The organism is Collimonas fungivorans (assembly GCF_001584145.1).
GTDB classification, from domain to species: domain Bacteria; phylum Pseudomonadota; class Gammaproteobacteria; order Burkholderiales; family Burkholderiaceae_D; genus Collimonas; species Collimonas fungivorans.
Genome location: NZ_CP013232.1, coordinates 1,959,858 through 1,986,818 on the forward strand (window position 1 = coordinate 1,959,858; position 26,961 = coordinate 1,986,818).

General features: G+C 59.6%; 20 protein-coding genes. 8 read left to right on the forward strand and 12 right to left on the reverse strand.

What is annotated here, in order from left to right; all coding sequences use genetic code 11:
* The first annotated feature begins 7 nt into the window (after positions 1 to 7).
* Entirely contained in the window at positions 8 to 1,447 is a 1,440-nt protein-coding gene (locus tag CFter6_RS08365; protein ID WP_061539539.1) for an efflux transporter outer membrane subunit, read from the forward strand.
* A 71-nt stretch (positions 1,448 to 1,518) separates the two neighbouring features.
* On the opposite strand, the gene CFter6_RS08370 is transcribed toward CFter6_RS08365, so the two are convergent.
* Entirely contained in the window at positions 1,519 to 2,313 is a 795-nt protein-coding gene (locus CFter6_RS08370; RefSeq protein ID WP_061542269.1) for a thymidylate synthase, read from the reverse strand.
* A 358-nt stretch (positions 2,314 to 2,671) separates the two neighbouring features.
* Between CFter6_RS08370 and CFter6_RS08375 the strand changes: the two genes are divergently transcribed.
* On the forward strand, positions 2,672 to 3,199 hold the full coding sequence (locus CFter6_RS08375) for a bactofilin family protein (protein ID WP_061539540.1): 528 nt from the start codon (positions 2,672 to 2,674) through the stop codon (positions 3,197 to 3,199).
* A 195-nt stretch (positions 3,200 to 3,394) separates the two neighbouring features.
* Positions 3,395 to 4,264 carry a formyltetrahydrofolate deformylase gene (gene purU / locus CFter6_RS08380; protein ID WP_061539541.1) on the forward strand — a complete coding sequence of 290 codons (870 nt, stop codon included), beginning with the start codon at positions 3,395 to 3,397 and terminating at the stop codon, positions 4,262 to 4,264.
* A gap of 72 nt (positions 4,265 to 4,336) precedes the next feature.
* Here purU and tal read toward each other — a convergent pair whose 3' ends face one another.
* The 5 genes from tal to CFter6_RS08405 all read right to left on the reverse strand — a co-directional run bounded on the left by tal (position 4,337) and on the right by CFter6_RS08405 (position 9,926).
* A complete protein-coding gene (tal, locus tag CFter6_RS08385) occupies positions 4,337 to 5,272 on the reverse strand; it encodes a transaldolase (protein ID WP_061539542.1) in 936 nt (311 codons plus the stop codon).
* A 171-nt stretch (positions 5,273 to 5,443) separates the two neighbouring features.
* Positions 5,444 to 6,589, reverse strand: a complete 1,146-nt coding sequence (locus tag CFter6_RS08390) for an ABC transporter ATP-binding protein (protein WP_061539543.1) — start codon at positions 6,587 to 6,589, stop codon at positions 5,444 to 5,446.
* 85 nt (positions 6,590 to 6,674) lie between these two features.
* Positions 6,675 to 7,568 carry a carbohydrate ABC transporter permease gene (locus CFter6_RS08395; protein WP_061539544.1) on the reverse strand — a complete coding sequence of 298 codons (894 nt, stop codon included), beginning with the start codon at positions 7,566 to 7,568 and terminating at the stop codon, positions 6,675 to 6,677.
* Positions 7,558 to 8,436 (reverse strand): carbohydrate ABC transporter permease, encoded by an 879-nt coding sequence (locus tag CFter6_RS08400; protein ID WP_167351453.1) that lies wholly within the window; start codon positions 8,434 to 8,436, stop codon positions 7,558 to 7,560. Before CFter6_RS08400 ends, CFter6_RS08395 begins: the two co-directional genes overlap by 11 nt.
* Before the next feature lie 236 nt (positions 8,437 to 8,672).
* Positions 8,673 to 9,926, reverse strand: coding sequence for an ABC transporter substrate-binding protein (locus CFter6_RS08405; protein WP_014005430.1), 1,254 nt, complete (start codon positions 9,924 to 9,926; stop codon positions 8,673 to 8,675).
* A gap of 384 nt (positions 9,927 to 10,310) precedes the next feature.
* Between CFter6_RS08405 and zwf (CFter6_RS08410) the strand changes: the two genes are divergently transcribed.
* The gene (gene zwf / locus CFter6_RS08410; RefSeq protein WP_061539545.1) at positions 10,311 to 11,774 is read left to right on the forward strand and encodes a glucose-6-phosphate dehydrogenase; all 1,464 of its coding nucleotides are present in this window, start codon (positions 10,311 to 10,313) and stop codon (positions 11,772 to 11,774) included.
* A 91-nt stretch (positions 11,775 to 11,865) separates the two neighbouring features.
* Positions 11,866 to 13,839 carry a glucokinase gene (locus CFter6_RS08415; protein WP_061539546.1) on the forward strand — a complete coding sequence of 658 codons (1,974 nt, stop codon included), beginning with the start codon at positions 11,866 to 11,868 and terminating at the stop codon, positions 13,837 to 13,839.
* Between the two features lie 285 nt (positions 13,840 to 14,124).
* Here CFter6_RS08415 and CFter6_RS08420 read toward each other — a convergent pair whose 3' ends face one another.
* The 6 genes from CFter6_RS08420 to pgi all read right to left on the reverse strand — a co-directional run bounded on the left by CFter6_RS08420 (position 14,125) and on the right by pgi (position 22,048).
* The gene (locus tag CFter6_RS08420) at positions 14,125 to 15,255 is read right to left on the reverse strand and encodes a porin (RefSeq protein WP_061539547.1); all 1,131 of its coding nucleotides are present in this window, start codon (positions 15,253 to 15,255) and stop codon (positions 14,125 to 14,127) included.
* A 381-nt stretch (positions 15,256 to 15,636) separates the two neighbouring features.
* A complete protein-coding gene (locus tag CFter6_RS08425) occupies positions 15,637 to 16,602 on the reverse strand; it encodes a carbohydrate kinase family protein (RefSeq protein ID WP_061539548.1) in 966 nt (321 codons plus the stop codon).
* A gap of 43 nt (positions 16,603 to 16,645) precedes the next feature.
* The gene (locus tag CFter6_RS08430) at positions 16,646 to 17,878 is read right to left on the reverse strand and encodes an AGE family epimerase/isomerase (RefSeq protein WP_061539549.1); all 1,233 of its coding nucleotides are present in this window, start codon (positions 17,876 to 17,878) and stop codon (positions 16,646 to 16,648) included.
* A gap of 42 nt (positions 17,879 to 17,920) precedes the next feature.
* Positions 17,921 to 18,775 carry an SIS domain-containing protein gene (locus CFter6_RS08435; protein ID WP_041741462.1) on the reverse strand — a complete coding sequence of 285 codons (855 nt, stop codon included), beginning with the start codon at positions 18,773 to 18,775 and terminating at the stop codon, positions 17,921 to 17,923.
* Between the two features lie 21 nt (positions 18,776 to 18,796).
* Complete coding sequence (gene zwf / locus CFter6_RS08440) at positions 18,797 to 20,269, reverse strand: glucose-6-phosphate dehydrogenase (protein WP_061539550.1); 1,473 nt, start codon at positions 20,267 to 20,269, stop codon at positions 18,797 to 18,799.
* A 117-nt stretch (positions 20,270 to 20,386) separates the two neighbouring features.
* Positions 20,387 to 22,048, reverse strand: coding sequence for a glucose-6-phosphate isomerase (gene pgi / locus CFter6_RS08445; RefSeq protein WP_061539551.1), 1,662 nt, complete (start codon positions 22,046 to 22,048; stop codon positions 20,387 to 20,389).
* 302 nt (positions 22,049 to 22,350) lie between these two features.
* Between pgi and edd the strand changes: the two genes are divergently transcribed.
* From edd to CFter6_RS08460, 3 genes are all read left to right on the forward strand, one after another.
* Positions 22,351 to 24,219 carry a phosphogluconate dehydratase gene (gene edd, locus CFter6_RS08450; RefSeq protein ID WP_061539552.1) on the forward strand — a complete coding sequence of 623 codons (1,869 nt, stop codon included), beginning with the start codon at positions 22,351 to 22,353 and terminating at the stop codon, positions 24,217 to 24,219.
* Positions 24,216 to 24,872: a bifunctional 4-hydroxy-2-oxoglutarate aldolase/2-dehydro-3-deoxy-phosphogluconate aldolase gene (locus tag CFter6_RS08455; protein ID WP_061539553.1), complete on the forward strand. Its 657-nt coding sequence runs from the start codon at positions 24,216 to 24,218 to the stop codon at positions 24,870 to 24,872. Before edd ends, CFter6_RS08455 begins: the two co-directional genes overlap by 4 nt.
* Before the next feature lie 329 nt (positions 24,873 to 25,201).
* On the forward strand, positions 25,202 to 26,743 hold the full coding sequence (locus CFter6_RS08460) for a catalase (RefSeq protein ID WP_061539554.1): 1,542 nt from the start codon (positions 25,202 to 25,204) through the stop codon (positions 26,741 to 26,743).
* The last annotated feature ends 218 nt before the right edge of the window (positions 26,744 to 26,961 follow it).

Below are 26,961 nucleotides of genomic sequence, written 5' to 3' on the forward strand. Positions count from 1 at the left end.
GCCGCCGATGAATCATTCATTCTCTCGTCGCTGGCCATCCATGGCAGCCTGCGCCAGCGTGCTGCTGCTGTCGGCCTGCGCCAGCCAGATCGAAATCCGGGAGCCGACGCCCAGCGTCGAGATCCCGCAGAGCTGGGATCTGTCGGCCAACACCGGCGAGCAGGACTGGCCCGACAGCGGCTGGTGGAAACGTTTCGGCAGCGACGAATTGAGCCAGCTGGTGGCGCAAGGGCAGTCCAGTAACCTGGAAATCGCCGCTGCCATCTCGCGCGTGCGGCAGGCCGAGGCGCAGGCACGGATTGCCGGCGCGCCTTTGCTGCCGAATGCGGATTTTTCGACCAGCGTCAACCGTGCGGTGCCGCTCGCCTCCAGCGGCAGCGCCGTGACCTCTACCAGCGGCCTGGTCGAGATCGGTTATGAAGTCGATTTCTGGGGCAAGAACAGGGCCGGGCTGGCGGCCGCGGAAGCGTCCTTGCAAGCCAACCGCTATGACCGGGAAACGGTGGCGCTGACCGTCACCAGCGGCATCGTCTCGACCTACCTGCAAGTATTGTCGCTGCGCGACCGCATCGAAATCGCCCAGCAAAACGTCGACAATGCGGAACGCGTGCTGAAGCTGGTGTCGGCGCAAAGCCGCGCCGGTTCTGCCTCGCCGCTGGACCTGGCGCGGCAGCGCTCGGCGGTGGCAGGACAGAAAGCCGTGATTCCCGACCTCAAGCAGCAAGAACGCGAGGCGCAAACCGCGCTGGCGATCCTGCTGGGCCGGCCGCCGCAGACCTTTACCGTCAACGAGCCGGGACTCGCCAAGATTTTACTGCCGCAGGTGACGCCTGGTTTGCCGTCGGAACTGCTGTCGCGCCGTCCGGATATCCGCCACGCCGAGGCTGAGCTGGCGGCCGCCAACGCCAACGTCGCCAACGCCCGCGCCGCGCTGTTTCCCAGCATTCGCCTGACCGGCTCGGCCGGCGGCCAGAGCAATGCATTGCTGTCGTTGTTCAACGGCCCCAACATGCTGGCCAACCTCGGCGCCGGACTGGTGGCGCCGATTTTCGACGCCGGCCGCCTGAACAGCCAGCGCGACCTGGCGATTGCGCAGAAACAGGAGCTGGTGCAGATCTATCGCTCAACCGTGATTGCGGCGTTGTCGGAAGTCGATACGGCGCTGGGGCAGATCCGCAGCCTGGATGAGCAGCGCAAGCTGAAAGTCACGGAAATGGAGCAGGCGCGTTTTGCTTTCGAATTGTCGGAAATCCGTTACCGGGTCGGCGCCGAAGATTTGATGACGGTGCTGGATACCCAGCGTTCGCTGTCGGAAGTGCAGAACGAACTGGGCCAGATTAAGCTGAAGCGCCTGAAAGCCACGGTATCGTTGTATAAAGCCCTGGGCGGGGGCTGGCAGGATGTGCACGTCAGCCCAGCCGCCGAACCGGTGACGCAGGGCAGCTAACCAGGGTGGGCAACTGCCCACCGTTCAATGGTGGATTTGAGGTGACGCGTGGGCACAGGTGCCCACCCGCCCTACACCGCGACCGGCGCCTTGATGTGCGCTTGCGGGTGGTAATCGACGATTTCGAAATCCTCGAAACGATAATCGAAAATCGAGTCCGGATGGCGCTTGATTTCCAGCCGTGGCAACGGGCCCGGAGTGCGCGACAGCTGCAGCTCGACCTGCTCGGTGTGGTTGGAGTACAGATGGCAGTCGCCGCCGGTCCAGATAAAATCCCCCACCTCCAAACCGCATTGCTGCGCCATCATGTGGGTCAGCAGGGCGTAGGACGCGATGTTGAAGGGCACGCCGAGGAAGATGTCGGCGCTGCGCTGGTACAGCTGGCAGGACAGTTTGCCGTCGGCCACGTAGAACTGGAAGAAGGCATGGCAGGGCGGCAGTTTCATCTGCGGGATATCGGCGACGTTCCAGGCCGAGACGATCAGCCTGCGCGAATCGGGGTTGCTCTTGATCTGCTCGACCACTTGCTTGATCTGGTCGATATGCTCGCCGCCCGGCGCTGGCCAGGAGCGCCACTGATAACCGTAGATCGGCCCCAGGTTGCCGTCGCCGTCGGCCCATTCATCCCATATTTTTACGTCATTGTCTTTTAGATACTGGATATTGGTCGAACCGTTGAGAAACCAGATCAGTTCATGGATGATCGACCGCAGATGCAGCTTCTTGGTGGTCAGCAAGGGAAAGCCCTCTTGCAGGTTGAAGCGCATCTGGTAGCCGAACACCGAGCGGGTGCCGGTGCCGGTGCGGTCGGTCTTGACGGTGCCATGCTGTTGCACATGGCGCATGAGATCTAGGTATTGGCGCATTTTTTTGTAATAGCTGAAACGGATCATGAGATTGTAACGCATTGCCGCCGGCAGATCGCCGGCGCGGCCGATCTGCCGGGTCCTGGCATTGCCATAGCAATATCAGCGACGTCGTTTTGCTCTTGCCGCCTATCTTTGTCGTGCGCACAGACGATAAATGATTGATAATCAAAAACCGATGCGGGTGATTTTTGCCGGCCACCGCATTGGGGCGTCGGTTACAAATTAATGATTTTAGCTATGAACTTTTTGCGGAGGGTCTTCTCGAAAGCTGTGTGACCTTTGTCTTATATGGTCATTTTCATTGTATATCGAAGCGCTGACCCGTTAGTGCAAGCAACACCTTCCAGGAGACCCCATGCTTAAATCAGAGAATTCGTTTTTCGGCGGCAAGCGAGAAACACCGACACCAAACTCCCCGTTCAGCGCCAGCAGCAACCTGACTTCCGGCAGCACTTCCATTCCAAAGGCGAACAATCCTGTGAGCACTCCAGCCAGTCATTCCGCATCCAGCACCAATGAAGTCGGCAGCAAACTGATCGTCGGCCCGAACATCAAGCTCAAGGGCGTCGAAATCACCGATTGCGATACCTTGGTGGTTGAGGGCCGGGTTGAGGCGACGATGAATTCGCGCGTGATCCATATCGCGGAAAAAGGCGCATTCAAGGGTTCGGCTGAAATCGACCTGGCTGAAATCTACGGCGAATTCGACGGCGACCTGACCGTCCGTGAAAAACTGGTGATCTATTCGACCGGCAAGGTTTCCGGGAAAATCCGTTATGGCAAGGTTGTCATCGAAGAAGGCGGCCAGCTGACCGGCGAAGTGCAAGTCGGCACCTCGTCGTCGTCCAGCAGCAAGCCAGCTGCGGTTACCGCCGTAGCTTAAGGCGGTACCCCGGCTGAGCGGCCTTCGAGCAAGGCCGGCAGCCCGTCCGGCCGTGGATAGCGGCCGGCGTTGTCTGTTTGCGAAAAAACCAGGATGGCGACAATGCTGCCCTGGTTTTTTTGTCATGTGCATGCAGGCATGCGACAATAGTAGTTTTAGCGCAACGCTAAAGCGCTTCCTGCTTTACACAAAAATATGAGCTATCCAGAATACATCCTCACCTTGTCCTGCCTCGACCAGCGCGGGATCGTCCATCGCGTCTCCGGTTTCCTGGCTGACCACGGCTGCAACATCATCGATTCGGCCCAGTTCGGCGACGCGCAGTCGCAGCTGTTTTTCATGCGCGTGCATTTTTCGTCCGAAGACGCAGCGATTGTCGAAGAGCGCCTGAGAGCGGAATTCGCCGCGCTCGCCGACACCATGCAGATGCAATGGCAGCTGCATGATGCGCACAAGAAGCCGCGTCTGATGCTGATGGTGTCGAAAATCGGGCATTGCCTGAATGACTTGCTGTTCCGCTACAAGAGCGGTTTGCTGCCGGTGGAAATTTCAGCCATCGTGTCCAACCATACCGATTTCTACCAGCTGGCCGCCAGCTACAACATCCCCTTCCATCACCTGCCTTTGGCTGCCGGCGCTTCCAAGGAAGCCAAGCAGGCGCAGGAAGCCAAGGTGCTGGATATCGTCGAAGCCAATAACATCGACCTGGTGGTGCTGGCGCGCTACATGCAGATCCTGTCGCCGGCCATGTGCACCGCGCTGACGGGGCGCGCCATCAATATCCATCATTCCTTCCTGCCCAGTTTCAAAGGCGCCAAGCCCTACTACCAGGCGCATGAACGCGGCGTCAAGCTGATCGGCGCGACCGCCCATTTTGTCACCGGCGACCTCGACGAGGGACCGATCATCGAACAGGATGTGGCGCGCGTCGACCACGCGATGGAACCTGACACATTGACGGCAATCGGCCGCGATGTCGAATGCGTGGTGCTGGCGCGGGCGGTGAAATGGTTTGTCGAGCACAGGATCCTGCTCAACGGGCACAAGACGGTAGTATTCAAGTAAGCAAAAAAATGGCCCCAATTCAAATCGGGGCCATTTTTTATTGCATCGCTTGATGCATGGCTGTGAGGCTGCTTAGCGCAACGCATCCACCAGTTTTTCCAGCTTGACCGCATCGGCGCTGAACTGGCGTATGCCTTCCGACAGTTTTTCAGTAGCCATCGCATCGTCGTTCAGCATGGTGCGGAAAATGGTTTCGTCCAGGTCGATTTTCTTCAGGTCGCTCTGCTGCGCTTCTTCAAGGCTGAGCTTGCGGCCGACTGGCGCTTCGCTCTCCGCCAGTTTCTGCAGCAGGTCGGGGCTGATGGTGAGCAGGTCGCAGCCGGCCAGTTCGACGATTTGCGAGGTATTGCGGAAGCTGGCGCCCATGACTTCGGTGGCGTAGCCGAATTTGCGGAAATAATTGTAGATCTGCTTGACCGACTGCACGCCGGGATCGTCGGCGCCGGCGTAGTCCTGGCCGCTGGATTTTTTGTACCAGTCGTAGATGCGGCCGACAAACGGCGAGATCAGCTGCACCTTGGCTTCGGCGCAGGCAATCGCCTGCGGCATGGAAAACAGCAAGGTCAGGTTGCAATGGATGCCGGCCTTCTGCAGCACTTCGGCGGCCCGTATGCCTTCCCAGGTGGAGGCGATCTTGATCAGCACGCGCTCGCGGTCTATCCCGGCTGCTTCATACAGCTTGATCAGGGCGTGTCCTTTGTCGATGCTGCCTTGGGTATCGAACGACAGGCGCGCATCGGTTTCGGTGGAAACCCGCCCCGGAATGATTTTCAGGATTTCCTTACCGAATGTGATCAGCAGGTGGTCGATGATGTCGGCAGTCGACAGCTGCGCGTGTTCCTTGACTGTCTGGCTCAGCAGCGGCTGGTATTCCGGCTTTTGCACCGCTTTCAGGATCAGCGACGGATTGGTGGTGGCGTCGCGCGGCGCAAATGCCTTGATAGACTGGAAATCGCCGGTATCGGCAACAATGGTGGTGTATTGCTTGAGTTGTTCGAGTTGGTTCATGGCAGCGTAGAAGGGCAGGGACGGTTAGTCGGAAGTACTGCGCGGAAATACTGCGCCGGGATACAGCGCGAGAATACTGCGGAAATGCCGTCCTTCCATTCTACGCAATTTACAGCGGTTTGCCACGCATGGACAGATCAGCAATATCCTGCGTGGCTACGGTCCATTCATTCAACTGATGCGTTCTTCGGTCTTGGCGTCAAACAGGACTGCTTTCGACAGGTCGAACGCCAGTTGCATCTGGTCCTTCGGCTTGGCAGCTGCGCGCGGGTGGGTACGGCAAGTCACGCGAGCATTGTTGAAAGTAGTAAACACCAGCGTGTCAGGGCCGGTCGGTTCGGTCAGTTCCACGGTGCAGCCGACTTCGGTCGGATGGTAACTGCCGTTGCTGTCGCTGACTTCCGAACCGCGCGCGCTCAGGGCGTCCGTAACATGTTCCGGACGGATGCCGAGGATGACTTCACGGCCGATCCAGGAAGCGATTTGCGGATCCTGCGCTTGCACCGGCGCCAGCGGCAGCAGGGTTTTTTGCCCGGCGTGCTCGAGTTCGAATGCCGGGCCATGGCCGTTGGCGACCAGGTTGCCGCGCATGAAATTCATGGATGGGGAACCGATGAAACCGGCGACAAACAGGTTGCTTGGATTGTCGTAGATTTCCTGCGGGCTGCCGAACTGCTGCACCACGCCATCCTTCATCACGGCGATACGGTCGCCCAGGGTCATCGCTTCGATCTGGTCATGCGTAACGTAGACGATGGTGCTGCCCAGGCGCTGATGCATCAGCTTGATTTCGGCGCGCATCTCGACCCGCAGCTTGGCGTCCAGGTTGGACAGCGGCTCATCGAACAGGAACAGCGACGGATCGCGCGCGATGGCGCGGCCCATGGCGACGCGCTGCCGTTGTCCGCCCGACAGCAGGGCTGGCTTGCGGTCCAGCAGGTGGGTGATCTGCAAGGTGGTGGCGACGCGGTCGACGATCTGTTTCTGTTCCGCTTTCGGCACCTTGCGGATGCCCAGGCCAAACGAAATGTTCTCGCGCACCGTCATGGTCGGATACAGGGCGTAGGACTGGAACACCATGGCGATGTCGCGTTCTTTTGGCGCAACATCGTTGACGCAGCGGTCGCCGATCATGATCTGTCCTTCGGATACCGTTTCCAGCCCGGCGATCATGTTCAGCAGCGTCGATTTGCCGCAGCCCGAGCCGCCGACCAGAATCAGGAACTGGCCGTCTTCGATTTCCAGGTCGATGCCCTTGAGGACTTCATTGCCGTTCGGGTAAACCTTGCGCACATTGCGAATTGATAAGCTTGCCATCTTTAGATGATTCCTTAAATAATTTATTTATTAGCAACCGCGGTTAGCAACTGCGTGCCGCGGCGCAGAGCCGCAGCAGCTGCTTTTAGCCCTTGACCGCACCAGCAGTCAGGCCGCGCACAAAATATTTACCCGCCAGCAGATACACCACCAGCGTCGGCAAGGCGGCAATGATGGCCGCCGCCATGTTGACGTTGTATTCAGTCACTCCGGTGGACGTATTCACCAGGTTGTTCAGGGCCACTGTGACCGGCTTGGCGTCGGAGCCGCCGAACACCACGCCGAACAGGAAGTCATTCCAGATTTGCGTGAACTGCCAGATGAAGCAGACCATGAAAATCGGCAGCGACAGCGGGAAGATGATTTTCCAGTAGGTCATGAAGAAACCTGCGCCATCGATGCGGGCAGCCTTGACCAGTTCTTCCGGCACCGTCACATAGTAGTTGCGGAAGAACAGCGTGGTGAACGCGATACCGTAGACGATATGGACAAACACCAAGCCAGGCGTGGTGTTGGCCATGTCGGCCATGCCCAGCAGGCGCGCCATCGGCAGGATCACTACCTGGAACGGGATGAAGCAGCCCACCATCAGCGCGGTGAACATGATTTCCGAACCGCGGAAACGCCAGTGCGCCAGCACGTAGCCGTTGAGCGAGCCGACGAAGGTCGAAATCAGGACCGCCGGCACCGCCATCTTGATCGAGTTCATGAAGAACGGTTCAAGGCCGTTGCAGTCGACGCCGGTGCAGGCGGTGCTCCAGGCTTTGCTCCAGGCCGCGCCGGTAGGCGACAGGGGAAAGGACAGCAGGTTGCCGGAGCGGATTTCATCCAGCGTCTTGACCGAGGTGCTCAGCATTACATACAGCGGGGCCAGGTAGTACAGCGCACACAGTACCAGCAGGGCGTAAATGACGACGCGGCCGATGCTCAGCTTGCTGTTTTCGTTATAGATGGTGTTGCTGGTGCTGTCAGCGGCCATTGCGCGCTCCTTTGGTTTCCAGGTACATCATGGGCACCAGCACTGCCAGTACGGTGGCCAGCATCATCATTGCCGATGCCGCGCCAAGGCCAAGTTGACCGCGTGTGAAAGAAAACTGATACATGAAAATTGCCGGCACGTCGGAAGAAGTGCCAGGGCCGCCGGCAGTCAGCGCCATCACCAAGTCGAAGCTCTTGATGGCGATATGCGCCAGCACCAGCAGCACGCTGAAGAACACAGGACGCAGCGCCGGGATGACGATGCGGCGATAGATGGTCGGCAAGCTGGCGCCGTCGACCATGGCAGCCTTGATGATGCTGTCGTCGATGCCGCGCAGGCCGGCCAGGAACAAGGCCATCACGAAGCCTGAGGATTGCCAGACGCCGGCGATCACCACGGTATAGATGGAAAAATCGGAATTGACCAGCCAGTCGAAATGGAAATTGGCGAAGCCCCAGTCGTGCATCATTTTTTCCAGGCCCAGGCCTGGATTCAAGATCCACTTCCAGGCGGCGCCGGTGACGATGAAGGACAGAGCCATCGGGTACAGGTAGATGGCGCGCAATGCGCCTTCAGCGCGGATTTTCTGGTCCAGCAGGATCGCCATGAAGAGGCCGATCGCCAGGCAGAACAGAATGAACAGACCGCCGAAAATGCCCAGGTTGGCGGCAGCTACCCACCAGCGGTCGAGGGCGAACAGCGTAGCGTATTGATTGAAACCGGAAATCTCGTAATTCGGCATCATGCGCGAATTGGTCAGCGACAGCCAGGCGGTGACGCCGATGAAGCCATACACGAAGACCAGCGACAGGATGATGGTGGGTGACAATACCAGGCGTGGCAGCCAGGCATCGGCAATTGCCGCAATACGCCCTTGCTGCTTGGGCGTGTGGCTTGGACTCCCGGCAGCCGCAGCTGTATAGGGGAGGGTGTGATCGGACATGCAAATCTCCTGAAGCAGCATCAGAGCCGTGTCCGGCGGTGCAGCATTGGCATCGCCGGACACGGCGGGGGCCGAATCGATGTTACTCGCTTCGGCCCCGCTTCTCTTTTACTCTAAAAAATACACTAGGCAAACAGCAAAAATACTCATCTACCAGTAAATTATTGTGTTTTTGCTGCTTTTGCCAGCGCCTGTACTGCGGCCTGCGAAGTCATGTTCGAATGCATGAACTTGGAAACGACGTCGAACATGGCGCCCTGTACCGCGGAGCTGACTGCCATGCCGTGCGCCATGCTTGGCTCCAGCGTGCCGGCTTTGCTGGACGCGGCCATGTCGTCCATCGACTCGATGGCGCAGCTGTCGAACTTGGTGCGCGGGATGTCAGGGCGGACCGGGATCGAACCCTTGTTCAGGTTGAACACTTCCTGGAATTCCGGGCTCATGATGGCGGTGGCCAGGGTCAGCTGAGCTTTTTGCGAATCAGGATTCTTGACCTTGAACATGGCGATCGAATCGATGTTGTAGGTATACGACTTGGCGGTGCCGGGAGCCGGTGCGCACAGGAAGTCCTTGCCTGGCTGCTTGCCGGCAGCGGTGAATTCGCCCTTGGCCCAGTCGCCCATGAACTGCATGCCGGCCTTGCCGTTGATGACCATCGCGGTCGCCAGGTTCCAGTCGCGGCCAGGAGCGTCCTTGTCGATATAGCCCTTGATCTTGCCCAGCGTGTCGAAGGTCTTGACCATGGTCGGACCGGTCAGGGTGGCCGGATCGAGCTTGACCAGCGCCTTGTTGTAGAAGTCGGCGCCGCCTACGCCCAGCGCAACGGTTTCAAACACGGTTGCATCTTGCCAAGGCTGGCCGCCTTGGGCGACGGCGATGAAGCCGGCTTTCTGGATCTTGTCTGCAGCATCGAAGAATTCAGGCCAGGTGGTCGGCACTTTGGCGCCGGCTTTTTTCAGGACTTCAGGATTGATCCAGAGCCAGTTGACGCGGTGCACATTGACCGGCGCGGCCACATAGTGACCTTGGTATTTCATGGTGTTGGAGACTACCTTAGGCAGCAGCGAATCCCATTTGCCCGCGGTAGCCGCGGCATCGATGTTAGCCAGCACGCCTTCCTGGCCCCATTCCTGGATCGATGGCCCCTTGATCTGGGCTGCCGTCGGAGGGCTGCCTGCAATCACGCGGGCTTTCAGCGCGGTGGTAGCGTTTTCGCCAGCGCCGCCGGCAACCGCAAAATCCTTCCAGGTGACGCCCTTGGCTTCCATGATCTTTTTCAACTCGGCGACTGATTTGGCTTCGCCGCCCGATGTCCAGTAATGCAGCACTTCGACTTCAGCCGCGTGCACCGCGGCGGCGCTGGACAGCAGTGCAGTAGTTGCGAATACCGATTTTATTATTTGATTCAGTTTCATTCTTGTCTCCTGTGTTGAGAAATAGTCTGCAATAAATACTTAACCTGATACTTAACCCGATACTTTATTACCTGATGATAATCCTTGCAAAAGCTTGCCGGCACCCTATTGTGGCTGCCGCCAGGCCAGACACTGCTTTGTTGCTCCCACTTCAAACCCGCATGTACATAACGGCCGAGAAATGCCGCAAGGCTGCGTTCTTTTACCTAGTTCGAACCCTGCGCAATTATCTACCCATGTGTATCATGTGAAAAACTAGTAAAACTACATGCGATCTTGAGTTTCCCTGTAAATATGAAGGAATTACTCCTTACGCCGCTTGTAATTGTAGTAATGCTACATTAATATTGCAATATAAGTTTTTTATTTATTACAAAAATTTTGATGCAACCCACTATTCCTTTTACTTTCACGCTGTTCGGAGCGACCGGCGACTTATCGATGCGGAAGATACTTCCGGCGTTGTTTGTTGCCCATCGGGAAGGGAAGCTGCATCAGGATGGTCGCATCATTTGCGTCGCCAAGCAGGACTTCAGCCAGGAGGATTACCTGGCCTGGGTCAGCAAGAGCGCTATCCCGTACGTAAAGAGCGGGGTGGACGAGGCGCACTGGCAGGGATTCCTGGCGCGTATTACCTACCTGCCGCTGGATCTGCTGGACCGTCCCGGTTACCAGGTGCTGGCAAATGCGCTGGCCGACAGCAAGGCGGTGTCAGTGTTTTACCTGGCGACATCGCCCTCGCTGTTCGAGCCTATCTGCGCCAATCTTGCCGCCAGCGGGATCGACCTGTCGCAGGCGCGGCTGGTGCTGGAGAAGCCGCTGGGCCACGATTTGCTGTCGTCGCGAGCGATCAACGATGCGGTAGCCCGGGTCTTCGCCGAAGAGCAGATTTATCGCATCGACCATTATTTAGGCAAGGAAGCGGTGCAAAACCTGCTGGCCCTGCGTTTTGCCAATTCCTTGTTTGAACCGCTGTGGCGGCGCGAATCGGTGGCGCATGTGCAGCTGACGATCGCTGAACAACTAGGAGTCGAAGGCCGCGGCGAGTTCTATGACGGCACCGGCGCCATGCGCGACATGGTGCAGAACCATCTGCTGCAATTATTGTGCATGGTGGCGATGGAGCCGCCTACCTCGCTGGATGCGGACGCCGTGCGCGACGAGAAATTGCGGGTGTTGCGCGCCCTCAAGCCGTTTTCGGCGGAAGACATGGAACTCAAGGCGGTGCGCGGCCAGTACGTGGCGGGTGCAGTCGACGACAAATCGGTCGCGGCATACCGGCAAGAACCGGGAGTCGGGGCGGAATCGCAGACGGAAACCTTTGTCGCCCTGCATGCCGAGATCAACAACTGGCGCTGGGCCGGCGTGCCGTTTTTCCTGCGCACCGGCAAGCGCCTGGCGCAGCGTACGGCGGAAATCGTGATCACTTTCCGGCCTATCCCGCACGCCATCTTGCCGATGCCGGGCGGCCTGGCCGGGGGCAGCAGCAATCGCCTGGTGATCCGCCTGCAGCCGGATGAATCGATTCAGCTGCATTGCCTGGCCAAACAGCCGGGCGACGGCATGACAGTACAGCCAGTGGCGCTGGACCTGGCGTTCGACCAGGCGTTCAAGCAGCGCCGGGCAGAGGCCTATGAGCGTTTGCTGCTGGATGCCATCCGTGGAAATTTGTCTCTGTTCGTGCGGCGCGACGAGCAGGAAGCCGCCTGGCGCTGGGTCGAGCCGCTGCTGCGTCATTGGCAAGGCAGCTCGTCTCCGCCTAAGCCGTATATGGCAGGCAGCTGGGGGCCGACCGCATCGTTCGCGATGATGGCGCGCGCCGGCGCCCAGTGGCCGGAAGACCGTTGAATTCCTGGTCGAAAAATTTGAGAAGCGTGGCATGGCGAAACAATCGCCGCCGCCCATCCTACTAACAGTATTTAAGTGAAAGTTTTACACCATGTCTTCATCCACGATCATGAGCGCTAGCGAGAATCCGGCAACTAGCTATCTGGATGGCCCGCGTCTGCTGGCGGACGTCGGCGGCACCAATGCGCGCTTCGGGCTGGAGCGGGCGCCGGGCCAGATCGATTCGATACAGACCTTGCGTTGCGCCGATTACGCCGAGTTTGCACTGGCGGTGGAAGCTTATTTGTCCGGCAGCGAGCATCCGCAGGTGCGGCATGCGGCGATCGCCATCGCCAATCCGGTGCAGGGCGACGATATCAAGATGACCAATCACGATTGGGAATTTTCGATAGAAACCACGCGCCGCCGCCTGAACCTCGATACGCTGCTGGTGGTCAACGATTTCACCGCGCTGTCGATGTCCTTGCCGCACCTGGAGCAAGCGCATTGCATGCAAGTCGGCGGCGGCAGGGCGCTGAGCGGCGGCGTGGTCGGCCTGGTCGGCGCCGGCACCGGGCTCGGCGTCGGCGGCCTGATTCCTACCGAGGGCCGCTGGATCGCGCTGGGCAGCGAGGGCGGCCACGTCACGTTTGCGCCTAGTGATGCGCGCGAGGCAGCGGTGCTGGCTTACTGCTGGCGTACTTATCCGCACGTTTCGGCCGAGCGCCTGGTTTCCGGCCCCGGCATCGAAATGATTTACCAGGCCTTGTCTGATATGCAGGGCATCGCCAAGCCTGAACCTCTGCAGACGGCGCAGATCGTCGAACGCGCGCTGCAAGGCCAGGATGGCCTGTGCATGGAAGTGGTAGAAGTCTTTTGCGCCATGCTGGGAACGGTGGCGAGCGACGTCGCGGTGACCCTGGGTACACTGGGCGGCTTGTACATCGGCGGCGGCGTGGTGCCGCGCCTGGGCGAGTATTTCGCGCGTTCGCCGTTCCGCGCCCGCTTCGAGAGCAAGGGGCGCTTCAGCAACTACCTGGCAAGAATCCCTACTTTTGTGATTACCGCGCCGTATCCGGCGTTTGTCGGCGTCGCCGCGATTCTTTCCGAGCATCTGGGCGGCGGCAACGCCGTGCCTATCCTGGAGAAGATACGCAAGGCGCGCGACCAGTTTTCGCCGGCCGAGCAGAAGGTCGCCAGCCTGATCCTGGCCCATCCGCGCGCCGTGATGAGCGAGCCGATTTCGGAAATCGCCAGGCGCGCCGACGTCAGCCAGCCGACCGTGATCCGTTTCTGCCGCACCATGGGATGCCAGGGCCTGGCCGATTTCAAGCTGAAGCTGGCTTCCGGCGTCACCGGCACGGTGCCGGTTGCGCACAGCCAGGTGCATGTCGGCGACTCCTCGCTGGATGTTGGCGTCAAGGTGGTCGACAACACCATTTCCGCGATGATGGAAGTGCGCGACAACCTCAACGCCGATACCTTGTCGCGTGTGATCGAAGTATTGAGCCAGGCCAGCCGTATCGAGTTCTACGGCTTCGGCAGCTGCGGCCTGGTGGCGGAGGATGCGCAGCAGAAATTCTTCCGCCTGGGGATTCCATCCTCGGCATATACCGATCCGCAGCTGCAGGAAGTTTCCGCCGCCATGCTGAAGAGCAGCGATGTCGTGGTGGTGATTTCGAATTCGGGGCGTTTGCGCCACCTGGCGCCGGCAGTCGAGGTCGCGGTGCATTCCGGCGCCACCATCATTGCCCTGGCGCCCAGCAATTCGCAACTGGCCAAGCGCGCGCACTATACTCTGGCGGTCGAGCACGACGAGAGCAGCATGATGCACATCCCGATGGTGTCGCGGATCCTGCTGCTGCTGCTGATCGATGTGCTGGCGGTAGGCGTGTCGCTCAACCGCTCCAGCCCGTTTGCCGAACTGCAGCGCCAGGCCAAGCGCGGCATCCTGACCCATATCGCCTCGCTGGGCGAGTCGGACAGCGACAAGATCACCGCCGAAGGCGATGGCAAGCCGGCGCAATCGAAGCGCAGCGACCAGGAAGTGACCTTGTCGCCGAATGTCATTTCCCATATCAAATAACAGCCCGTAGCCGCTTATTTTCTTGTTTCGGGGAAATAAGCGGCAGCACCCGCTCCGGGCGTTTCCGCCATTCCCCGTACGCTTCTGGCGCCTTGCATTGGTTCAAGCAAGCGTGTAAACCGTTCGCCCATAAAAAATGCCCATTCGCACGCGAATGGGCAAAGTCTGGGAGTTACCCAGGGACGTCTCTCACTAATGCCACTCACGCGGCAAGCACAACGGTAGTGCTGGCAGGCTCAACCGACGCGCCGAGCTCAAGCGGCGCGCAGGTTGTTGTCTGCTGTCTTAGAACGAGTGGCTGATACCAGTGTAGAACGTGCTTTGGTTCTGTCCAACCAAACCATCGCTGCTGCCGGTCTGAACTTGGAAATCGGTGTTCGAACCGTTGCGGATGGTACCAACGCTTGCGTACAGCAGAGTGCGTTTCGACAGGCTGTAGTTGGTGCCGACCATGAACAGGTTGGCGCTGCCGACGTCGTGGTTAAGCTTGACGTGGTAAGCCGCGCCGATCAGTGTCAGGGCTGGTGTCAGCTGGTAGTTTGCGCCGAGCCAGAACTGGTTGGCTTTGTTGGCTGCTGCCATGGTGCCGTCAGTCGTGACGATCTGAGCAGGCGCCGACAGGTTTTGCCAGCCAGCATACAGTTTCACCTTGCTGATGGTCACGTTACCGCCGACGGTGATTTCCTTCGAACGCGAGAACAGGTCGTTGTATTCGCCGCTTTGGCTGCGCGCTGTATCGTACATCGCCAGCAATTCATAGTTTGGCTGTACGAAACCGACTGCGATGCCAGTGCTGTTGCCGATGTTGGAACCGGTTGGTCCGCGTGTGAACGATCCTGCAGCTTCGCCGGCGCCGTACATGACGTGCACGTAGAGGCCGCCCATGTCAGGCGTGATGTACTGGATCTGGTTGCTGGTTTGCGGCCAGTTGCGGCCTTTGAACAGGGTCGAAGTACTCATGTTCTGTTGGCCGGTAGGATCGATGCTCCATACCCGGTCGCTTGGCAGTGCCAGGTCGCGACCGATTTTTACAGTACCGAGGCTGCCGTTCAGGCCGACGAAAGAGCGACGTGTCCACAGGCCGGAACCGCCGTTGACTTGGCCGTTGCTGGCGTCAAAGCCGTTTTCCAATGTGAACAGGGCTTTCAAGCCGCCGCCCAGATCTTCAGTGCCCTTGATACCGAACATGCTGGTACCCCATTCGTTGCCGCCGATGCCCCATTGGCCGCCGCGAGTGATGCTGCCATCTGCGTTTCTGTTGACTTGATTGCTTTGATAGTTGATGCCAGCGTCAACGCGACCGTAGATGGTCACGCTGGTTTGCGCTTGGGCTTGGCCGACGAGGGCGCAGGCCAGTGCAGCTGCAACCGCGAGTGGCTTGGCCAACGGTAGGGCTTTCAGAACAGATTTTCTCATTTCATCTCCTAAGTAAAAATGTGGCGTTGACCACTGCTTTCCGAGTCTTGTGTAGCTCGAAATTCTTGAACCGGGCTTTCGTTATTGCTTGCGCTGTTACTTGTTGTTATGCCGATTTCTTTGTTGTTAAGGATGGTAAACTGGTTTGTGAAATTTTTGTTTTATTTGTGTAGTTTTACTATATTTCTGTTGCTAATTTACAGCACCGGCAAAATTTTCATGCATCGTTTGCATAGTTGTGGCAACAGAAAGGCCTATCAAAAATGCCCTTGTTTGGTGATTTTTTTATTTGTTTTTCTGTGGAAATTTTTTTGTCTGTATTTTTACTACAAGTAATTTAGATACATTTATCTTGCACTGCGGGGTAAGCGGATCGCCGCCTCAGATTTTTTCCAGCAAGGCGCGAACCTGCGCCAGTTGCGGTGGTTTGGCCCCGGCATTGAGGCAGGCGGCAGAACCGCAGGCGATCGAAAAACGCAGATGCTGCAGCCAGTCGGGCGCCGCAGGCCGGCCCGATGTTGCAGGTGCAGCAGCGGTTTCCTGGGTTTCCTGTATCAGCGAATAGATCAGTCCGGCAATGCCGGCGTCCCCCGCGCCGACCGTATCGACTACGGTGATCGGCGGCGGCGCCACTTGCCAGTACTGGTCGCCGGCATGGATGGCGGCGCCTTGCGAACCCAGAGTCAGCAACACGGTTGCGGCTGGATTGAAGCCGCGCAGTGTCGCCAGGGCGGCTTCGGTGTCGTCGGTGCGGAACAGGCCGGCCAGGTCTTCGTCCGAGACCTTGATTACATCGGCCAGCTGCGCCATTTTTTTCAGCACCGGATCGTAACGCTGGTCCATGACATTGCGGAAATTCGGGTCGTAGCTTATTTTCACGCCGCGGCTGTGCAGATCCTCGGCCAGTTCGATCAAGTGCTCCGCCAGCGGCGAGCGCGTCAGGCTGATGCCGCCGAAGTGCACCCATGACGCCGCCTGCTGCCAGCCGTCCGGCAGCAGGCTTGGGTCGAACGACAGGTCGGCGCTGTTGTCGCCGATGAAATTGTATTGCGGCGGCGTGGTTTCATAGACCACGGCCAGCAGCGGCGAGCGCGCGGCGCGCTGCAGGAAGCGCAGGTCGAGGCCGGCTGCCTGGCTGGCGGCGTACAGCTCGTCGCCGAACCAGTCCTGGCTGATGGCGCCGGCAAACGCCGAAGAAACGCCGAGGCTGGCGGCGGCACGAGCTACGTTCCAGGTCGAGCCGCCGGTCTTGCTCAGCCACTGGTCGGCGCCGACCCGTATCAGGTCGGTCAGAGCTTCGCCGGCGCTGATGAATTGAGGGAAGGGGAGAACGGGTTTGTCAGACATAACGGCATCCATGCAATGTTTAATGTGATTTTTTTAGTGCGGTTTATTCGAGCGGACTGCCGGCCGCGGCCAGTGCTTCCAGGTAGGCGCCCATCGGATGGTAGAAATCGGTCTTGCCGTGCGGCGGTTTTTCCGGGCCATAGCGCAGGTTGTCCTGGCGCAGGATGCGGTACCAGCCGCCGCGTTCCTGGTCTATCAGGTGCGCGGCGCTGTATGCCCACAGTTTGACGTAGCTGTCCCAATAAGCCTGGTCCCCGCTGCGCGCCGCCAGCAAAGCCGCGGTGGCCAGCGATTCGGCCTGCACCCAGAAATACTTGTCGCCATCGCAGACACTGCCGTCCGGCGCCAGCCCGTATACCAGGCCGCCCGATTCCTGGTCCCAGGCGGCCGGCATGGTGACGTCGAACAGCGCCCGGGCGCGCGGCAGCAGCCAGCCGGCATCGCCTTGCAGGTGTGCGCGATGGCGTTCCAGCAGCAGCAACAGCTTGGACCATTCGGTCATGTGGCCGGGCTGGAACCCCCACGGCCGGAACATGTTGCTGCTGTCGTGGCGGTTGTATTCCCAGTCCACGCTCCAGTCGGCGTGGTAATGCTCCCAGATCCAGCCGTCGGCCAGCGCTGCCTGGCGCACCGTGATGTTGTGCGCCAGCAGCTCGGCGCGCTGCAGGTAGCGCTGCTCTCCGGTCGCTTCAAAGGCGGCGATCAGGGCTTCGCAACTGTGCATGTTGGCGTTCTGGCCGCGGTAAGGCGACACCGCGCCAGCGGGCGTTGCTTCATCGGCGTACAAACCATCCGCTGCCGACCAGAACAATTTTTCCATCAGGTCAAAAGTCGCGGCGACGCCGTCGGCGGCTTCGCTGATGCCTATGCGCAGCGCGTGGGCATGCGCCAGCAGCACGAACGCCAGGCCGTAGCAATGCTGGGTGCGGTCGACGGCGACGCCGTTTTCCAGCACCCAGGCATAACCGCCGTAAGACGGTTGCCAATGCCGCTGCTGCAAGAAGCGCAAGCCATGGCGCGCTGCCTCGCGGTATTCTTCCTTGCCGTCGAGGCGCCAGGCCAGGGCGTAGCAAAACACCATCCGGCTGCTGTTGACCAGGTGCCGGCTGGCGCTGTCGTAGACGCTGCCGTCGTCGTTCAGGTAATGGAAAAACCCGCCGGCGGGATCGATCGCGCGCGGATGGAAGAAGGCGATGTCGCGCCGCATCCGGTCGCGCAGGAAATCCGGATCGCGGTAGTCGGCTGGGGTGGAAGCCGGGGTGGGGTCTTGTCTCATGTTTATATTTTTTATGGATCCATCGCTGGCGCTAAAGTAGCGTCAACGAAAAAACGAATCGAACTGCATGTCGAACTGTTGCAAGGCTTTTTGCGCGTTCTGCATTTTCTTGCGGAATTCCGGGCCGCGCTTGAGCGCCAGTCCGACCGCCAGTATGTCGATCACCACCAGGTGCGCCAGGCGCGCCGAGATAGGCGTGTAGGGATCGGTGTTGAAACTGAGGTCGATCGGCACCAGCACCGTGGCCAGTTCCGCCAGCGGCGTGCCGCTCGGTCCCAGCACGATGATGTCGGCGCCGCCTTTTCTTGCCAGCTGCACGCTGCGCAACAGGGCGGCATTGCCGCCGCGCTGCGAGATGGCGACCACCGCATCGCCCGGCTGCAGCAGCGATGCGGCGATGCTGTGGATGTGCGGGTCGGAGTAGGCGACGGTGGGGACGCCGGAACGGAAGAATTTGTGCTGGGCGTCGGCTGCCACGATACCGGAAGTGCCCTGGCCGTAGAACTCGATCTTGTTGGCCTTGAGCAGAACGTCCAGCGCCTTCTGGATTGCATCGGCGCTCAGGTGGTTGCGCAAGTCGAGCAAGGTGTTGATCGAGCGGCTGCAGATCTTGTTGACCAGGTCGGCTGCGATATCGTCCTGCGCCAGCATCTCGTTGGCGCCAGGCAGCGCCACCGCCAGGCTTTGCGCCAGCTTCAGCTTGAAATCGTGCCAGCCTTCGTAGCCGATGGCGCGGCAAAAACGCACTACCGTCGGTTCCGATACCTGTGCGTTCTTGGCCAAGGCGGTGATGTTTTCTGCCAGCGCCAGCTGCGGATTATCGAGAATCGTCAGCGCGACCTTTTTCTCCGACTTTGACAGCAAGTCGATCTGGGTCCGGATCGCGTCCAGCAGCATTGTCATTCGAGTTCGGCCCGGTCAGAGTTCTGGCAGCGCTTCTTCGCGCCATTGCAAACCGTCGCGTGCAATCAGGGCGCTGGCCGCGGCCGGACCCCAGGTGCCGGCGGTGTAAGGAATCGGATCGTCTTCTTCCTGGTCCCAGAATTCCAGGATCGGCTCTACCCATGCCCATGCCGCTTCCAGTTCGTCGCTGCGCATGAACAAGGTCAGCTGGCCGCGCAAGACATCCAGCAGCAGCCGTTCGTAAGCTTCCATGCGCGGCGATTTGAAACTTTCGCGGAAATTCAGTTCCAGCTCGACCGGCTTCAGGCGCATGCCGTCGCCGGGGGTCTTGGCCATCAGGTTCAGGGTCAGACCTTCGTCCGGCTGCAGGCGGATCACCAGGCAGTTCGGCTCAAAGCTGCTGTTTGGCTGGGCAAAGATCGAATGCGGGATGGTCTTGAAGCGGATCACGATTTCCGCCAGCGAATCGGCCATGCGTTTGCCGGTGCGCAGGTAAAACGGCACGCCGGCCCAGCGCCAGGTATCGACTTCGGCCTTGAGGGCGACAAAGGTTTCCGTCCGCGATTGCGGATTGGCGTCGGCTTCCTTGCGGTAGCCCGGCACGGCGACGCCTTCGACGTGGCCCGAACGGTATTGGCCGCGCACTACGTTTTGCGCCAGCGTGGTCGGCGTGAAAGGTTTCAGCGAACGCAGCACTTTCAGCTTTTCATCGCGCACGGCATCTGGCGTGATCGATACCGGCGGTTCCATGGCGACGATGCACAGCAGCTGCAGCAAGTGATTCTGCAGCATGTCGCGCAAGGCGCCTGAAGTCTCGTAGTAGCCCATGCGGTTGCCGACGCCCAGTTCTTCGGCAATCGTGATCTGCACGTCGGAAATCCATTCGCGGCGCCACAGCGGCTCGAACAATACATTGCCGAAGCGCAGCGCCAGCAGGTTTTGCACCGTCTCTTTACCGAGGTAATGGTCGATACGGAAAATCTGCGATTCGGCAAATACCTCGCCGACTTCGGCGTTGATCTGCTTGGCGCTGGCGAGGTCGCGGCCCAAGGGTTTTTCCAGCACCACGCGCGAGTTGGACGTGGCCAGGCCACAGGCCGCCAGGTTCTTGCAGATTTTCGAAAACAGGCTGGGCGGCGTCGCCAGGTAGAACACATTGGTGATTGCATGGTCGGGCCGCATGGCTTCCACCAGCGCCTTGTAGGAGGCGGCGTCGGTGGCGTCCATGGCGACATACTTGATGCGTTTGCAGAAGCGCTGCCAGACCGCGGCATCCAGGCTTTCCTTGCTGACGTGCGGCTTGGCGTCCTGCTCTACATGCTTGAGGAAATCCGCGTCGCTGCTCTCATGTCGCCCGATGCACAGGATGCGCGCTCCCGGCGGCAAGTCGTTAGCGCGGTCGCGCGCATACATTGCCGGCAGCAGCTTGCGCATTGCCAGGTCGCCGGTGCCGCCAAAGATTGCCAAATCGAATTCTGCAAGAGCCATGATGATTAAACCTATAAGTTGCTGCCGCTAGTGAGAGATAGATGCAGGACGGTGGGGCGCGGTCTTGTCAGCGCCTTTTCATCTTGCCAAGAAAATATAACCCGATTTATAGCTCGGTTATGACAAAGCCGTACGCGCCATCGTTATCAAGCCGTTGGTCGAACTGTCATGCGCATTTCCCTGAGGAGCCGGGACTGCGGTCAGTTCGCCCAGGATATTGCTGGCCAGGACCTTGCCCAGCTCGACGCCCCACTGGTCGAAACTGTTGACGTCCCAGATCACGCCCTGGACGAACACTTTATGTTCATACAAGGCGATCAGCGCGCCAAGGCTGGCCGGCGTCAGTGCTTCCATCAGGATCGTGTTGCTAGGCCGGTTGCCGGGGAAAGTACGGTGCGGCAGCAGGGCGGCGATCTGGTCGGCCGGCATGCCTTTGGCTTGCATTTCGGCTTGCACTTCGTCCGCATGCTTGCCGCGCATCAGGGCTTCCGACTGGGCGAAGCAGTTGGCCAGCAGCGCGGCTTGATGGCCTGGCAACTGGTGGCTGGCGTGCAAGGTCGCGATGAAATCGACCGGCGTGATGTCCGTGCCCTGGTGCAGCAATTGAAAGTAAGCGTGCTGGCCGTTGGTGCCGACATTGCCCCAGATGACCGGGCAGGACTCCGCCTCCAGCGTGCGGCCGTCAAGGCTGACGCGCTTGCCGTTGCTTTCCATTTCCAGCTGCTGCAGGTAGGACGGGAAGTTGCCCAGGTCCTGGTGGTAGGGCGCGATCGATACTGAACGGTAATCGAAGAAATTGCGATACCAGACGCCCAGCAAAGCCAGGATCACCGGCATGTTCTGTTCCAGCGGCGCGTCCTGGAAATGCTGGTCCATGGCGTGGGCGCCGGCCAGGAATTCGCTGAACTGCTCGAAGCCGACCGCTAGCGCCACCGGCAGGCCGATAGCCGACCACACCGAATAGCGGCCGCCGACCCAGTCCCAGAACGGGAACATATTGGCGGCATCGATGCCGAACGCGGTGACGCCCTCGACATTGGTGGAGGCGGCGACAAAATGCTTGCGCAGATCGGACTCCTGCGCGCCGGCCGCATTCTGCAAAAACCAGTTGCGCGCGGAATGCGCATTCATCATGGTTTCCGCGGTGGTGAAGGTTTTCGAGGCAATCACGAACAGCGTGGTTTGCGGATCGACTTGCTGCAGCACGGCGTCAAGGTCGTCGCCGTCGACGTTGGACACGAAGTGCAGCTTGAGGTCGGCCCGCTGGTAGGGACGCAGCGCCTGGCATACCATCTTGGGGCCGAGGTCGGAGCCGCCGATGCCGATGTTGACGATGTCGCTGATCGGTTTGCCGTTATAACCCAGCCATGCTCCGGAACGAACCGCGGCGCTGAAAGTCTTAATTCTTTCGAGCACTGCGTGGACGTCGGCGCTGACCTGTTGGCCATCCAGTTCCAGCGCAGGTTGCCGCGGCGCCCGCAGGGCGGTGTGCAATACGGCGCGGTTTTCGGTTGTGTTGATTTTTGCGCCGGCAAACATCGCCTGGCGCCGGGGTTCGAGCTGGCGTTCGCGCGCCAGGGCAAACAAGTGGCCCATGGTCTCGGCGCTAACGTTGTTTTTTGCATAATCGAGGAACAGGCCGGCCGCCTTGAGAGAGAACTGTTCAAAGCGCGACGGAGAGGCGGCGAACAGCTCGCGCAACGAGGTTTCTTTGATTGCTGCGTAATGTGCATGCAAGGCTTGAAAGCTGGCGGTAGTATTAAGCGCTGGTTGTGGCATATCCGGAGTCTTTATTGTCGGTCGGGAATTTATACGACTATACAACAGTTATCGGTAATTTCACTACAAAATATTTTGCAGCATGCTTGTTTAGCGTGGCTTTGCGGTCCGCGCTGGCCAGGCAGCCTGTGGTTTTCTCCAGATAACGGTCATGGCTTGTCGTATGGCTAAGGGTGTTGCTTCGCAGGTAGCGTGAGCTCGTCGTAAAAGACGAGCAAGGGTGGAAAAAAGGGCGGTAAATTAGCGTTGCTGCATTATTTTGTAGTAAAATTTCAAATTCCTACTGTTTCAAGGATCAAATCATGTCTGTTCAAGCCAGCGTCGCCAAAGTCACCGAACGTATCGTTGCGCGCAGCCAGCCTTATCGTAGCGCTTATCTGGCGCGCCTGGAGCATGCGCGTCGTCAGGATGTGCAGCGCGGAGCGCTCTCATGCACCAATCTTGCACACGGATTCGCCGCATTTCCAACGAATGACAAATTGAGGTTGAAACAGGACAAAAGTTCATCGGTCGCGATCGTATCTTCGTATAACGACATGTTGTCCGCGCACCAGCCGTTCGAGCACTATCCGCAAATCATCAAGGACGCGGTCCACGCGGCCGGCGGCGTCGCCCAGTTCGCCGGCGGCACGCCAGCGATGTGCGATGGCGTGACCCAGGGCCAGCCAGGCATGGAGCTGTCCCTGTTCTCGCGCGACGCGATTGCGATGGCGACGGCAATTGCGCTGTCGCACAACATGTTCGACGCCGCAGTCTACCTTGGCATCTGCGACAAGATCGTGCCGGGGCTGCTGATCGGAGCGCTGCATTTCGGCCATCTGCCGGCGGTGTTCATCCCCGGCGGGCCGATGACCAGCGGCATGACCAACAAAGAAAAGGTAAAGATCCGCCAGCTCTACGCCGAAGGAAAAATCGGCCGCGCCGAATTGCTGGAAGCGGAAGCCAAGTCTTACCACAGCGCCGGCACCTGTACTTTCTACGGCACCGCCAACAGCAACCAGATGCTGATGGAAGCGCTGGGACTGCATCTGCCGGGCTCGGCGTTCATCACGCCGAACACGCCGCTGCGCGCTGCGCTGACCGCCGAAGCGGCGCGCCAGGCCTTGAAGATCACCGATCGCGGCGACCAGTATCTGCCGGTCGGCCACGTGGTCAGCGAGAAGAGCATCGTCAACGCCATCGTCACCTTGCTGGCGACCGGCGGTTCCACCAACCATACCTTGCACCTGGTGGCGATCGCCAAGGCGGCCGGCATCGTCATCGACTGGAACGATTTCGATGCGCTGTCGGCGGTGGTGCCGCTGGTCACCCGCATCTATCCGAACGGCGACGCCGACGTCAACCATTTCCACGCTGCCGGCGGCACCGGGTTTGTGATCCGTGAACTGCTGGATGCCGGCCTGATGCATGAAGATGTCAAGACCATCCTCGGCGACAGCCTGCGTGCGCATTGCGCCGAGCCTTTCCTGCAAGGCGAATCGGTGGTGTTCAAGCCGGCGCCGGCAGTCAGCGGCGACGATTCGGTGCTGCGCACGGCGACCGCGCCGTTTTCCGCCGACGGCGGCTTGCGGCTGCTGACCGGCAACCTGGGACGCTCGGTCATCAAGATTTCCGCGGTCAAGAAAGAACATTGGGTAGTGCAGGCGCCGGCGCTGGTGTTCCATTCGCAAGAGGCGTTCATGAAAGCGTTCCGCGCCGGCGAACTGGACCGCGATTTTGTCGCGGTGCTGAGCCATCAAGGCCCGCGCGCCAACGGCATGCCGGAATTGCATGCATTGACGCCGGCGCTGGGGATTCTGCAGGATGCCGGCCGCCATGTCGCCTTGATCACCGACGGCCGCATGTCGGGCGCTTCAGGCAAGGTGCCGGCGGCGATCCACGTGACGCCGGAAGTGCTGGCCGGCGGCCCGCTGGGCCTGGTGCGCGACGGCGACATGATCCGCATGGATGCCGAGCAGGGTATACTGGAAGCCTTGGTGCCGACCGAAGAATGGGCGCAGCGCCAGCCGCTGACGCTCGACCTGACAGCCAACCACGTCGGCATGGGCCGCGAACTGTTCGCCATGTTCCGCACGACAGTGAGCGCTGCGGAAGAGGGCGCCACCAGCTTCGGTTTGCCGCCGGTCCTGCATGAAGCCGCCGAACAACAACCACAGAAAGCCACGATATGACATCCACAAACCTCCTTTACGGCAACCAGCTGCTGGACATCATGCGCGCATCGCCGGTGATCCCGGTGATTGCGATCGACGATATCGAGCATGCGGTGCCGCTGGCCAAGGCCCTGGTCGCAGGCGGGATTCGCGTACTCGAAGTGACGCTGCGCACGGCGCATGGCTTGCCTGCCATCCGCGCCATCGCCGAGCAGGTGCCGGGCGCGATTGTCGGCGTCGGCACCTTGACCCAGGCTGACGAGTTTGTCGCCGCGCGCGACGCCGGCGCGGTGTTCGGCGTTTCTCCTGGCTTGACGCCAGCCTTGATCGCCGCCGCCAAATCCAGCGGCCTGCCGTTGTTGCCTGGTGTGATGACGCCGTCCGAAGTGATGGCGGCGCGCGAAGCCGGCTTCCGCCAGTTGAAGCTGTTCCCGGCAGTGCCGGCGGGCGGCGTCGGCATGCTGAATGCGATTGCCGGTCCTTTAGGCGACGTCACGTTCTGCCCGACCGGCGGCATTTCGCTGGAAACTGCGCCGGATTTCCTGGCCTGCAAGAACGTTGCCTGCGTCGGCGGCTCCTGGCTGACGCCGAAAGACCTGCTGAAGTCCGGCGATTGGGCGCGCATCACCGCGCTGGCGGCCGCTGCCAGCAAGCTGCGCAAGGCGCTCTGATCTTTTCCCCTCCCGCCGCTACAGCGATGGTTAACTAATCATCGCTGTAGCGGCGACCGCTTGAATCCGCCTAGTACTCCTTCTTTCTCCTGTTTTTCCTGATGCTGCGCCAATCCATGGCGGCAATCCGATCGCGCCCGCTGGTTATCGGCCAGTGCGTTTTCAGCGTATCGCCCGCCGGATGATATTCATTGTTATAAATTGAATTGTGTATATCGATAGTATTTAACTATATTTCCCATTGGAAATTATCAATATGCAAAGATGTTTTGGAACTCCATAATTTATCGGCGTATCCCCGCACATGACAAAAACATTGAGGCCAAATCATGAAGATATCCAGACAGTTCCCTCTCGCGCGCATCGCGGCATTGGGCTTAGGCGCATTGCTGGCGTCCGGCGTCGGCGCCCAGACCATGACGCGTGACAACGGCTCGCCGGTCGGCGATAACCAGAATTCGCAAACCGCCGGTCCGAACGGCCCCGATGTACTGCAAGACACCCACCTGATTGAAAAGCTGCAGCGCTTCGACCGCGAACGGATTCCGGAACGTGTGGTCCATGCACGCGGCACCGGCGCTGCCGGCGAGTTTGTCTCTGCTGGCAACCTGTCCGGGTTGACGCGCGCCAGCGTGTTTGCCGCAGCCGGCAAGAAGACGCCCGTATTCGTGCGCTTCTCCACCGTGATCCATCCCAGCGGTTCACCTGAAACGCTGCGCGATCCGCGCGGCTTTGCCACCAAGTTCTACACCGACCAAGGCAACTGGGACCTGGTCGGCAATAACCTGCCGATCTTTTTCATCCGCGACGCCATCAAGTTTCCCGACATGATCCATTCGCTGAAACCGTCGCCGATCACCAATGCGCAGGATCCGAACCGTTTCTTCGATTTTTTCAGCCACCAGCCGGAAAGCACTCATATGCTGACGCGGGTATATTCCGACCTCGGCATCCCGGCTTCTTACCGCATGATGGACGGCAACGGCGTCCATGCATTCAAGATGGTCAACGCCCAGAATCAGGTCAGTTATGTGAAATTCCACTGGAAGAGCCAGCAAGGCATCAAGAACCTGACCCGCGCCGAAGCAGCCAAGGTGCAAGGCGAAGACTTCAATAACCTGACCGACGACCTCTACGGTGCGATCAAGCGCGGCGAATTTCCGAAATGGGATTTGTACATACAGGTGGTGAAGCCTGAAGACCTGGGAAAATTTCCTTTCAATGCACTGGACGACACCAAGATCTGGCCTGGCATTGCCGAAACCAAGATCGGCACCATGACCTTGAACAAGGTGCCGGAGAACTTCTTCGAAACCACCGAATCGGTCGCCATGGCGCCGTCGCACCTGGTGCCAGGTATCGAGCCGTCGGAAGACCGCATGCTGCAAGGCCGCCTGTTCTCATATGCTGATACGCAGTTCCACCGCCTGGGCGCAAACAACCAGCATCTGCCGGTCAACCAGCCGCTGGCGAAGGTGAATAACTACAACTCCAACGGCGCCGGCACTGCCGTCAATCCGGCTGGAGACGTCAATTACCAGCCCTCGCGCCAGGCCGGCAGCTATGCCGAAGATGCGCAATACAAGGGGGTGCAGACACCTTTGAGCGGCACTACGCAACAGGCGCGTATCACTGTCACCGACAACTTCACCCAGGCCGGCGATTTCTATCGCTCATTGTCCAAACAGGAGCAGGAAAACCTGATCGGCAATCTGGCCAGCGACCTGGTCAAGGTCAGCAATCCTGAAATCAAGCAAATCATGCTCAGCCATTTTTACAAGGCCGACGCCGACTACGGCACCCGCCTGACTGCCGCGGTAAAGGGCAACCTGGCTGATGTCCAGGCGCGGGCTAAAAAGCTCGAGGGTTAATCCGCAGGTTTAACCCGCCTGGTGCACGACCAGGGCGCCAGGTTGCTCCAGGCGCCTGGTTATTTCCCCCTCAAGACGCCGCCAGTTGGCCATGGCGGCGTCTTCGGCAAGCTGCATCCATCTTTTACTTCACTTGCTCTTTATTGTCATAAAAATCAGATTTTTCTGACATTCATTCCGTAAATCCTATGCTATCGTGGTCTTCAGACATTCGGGTA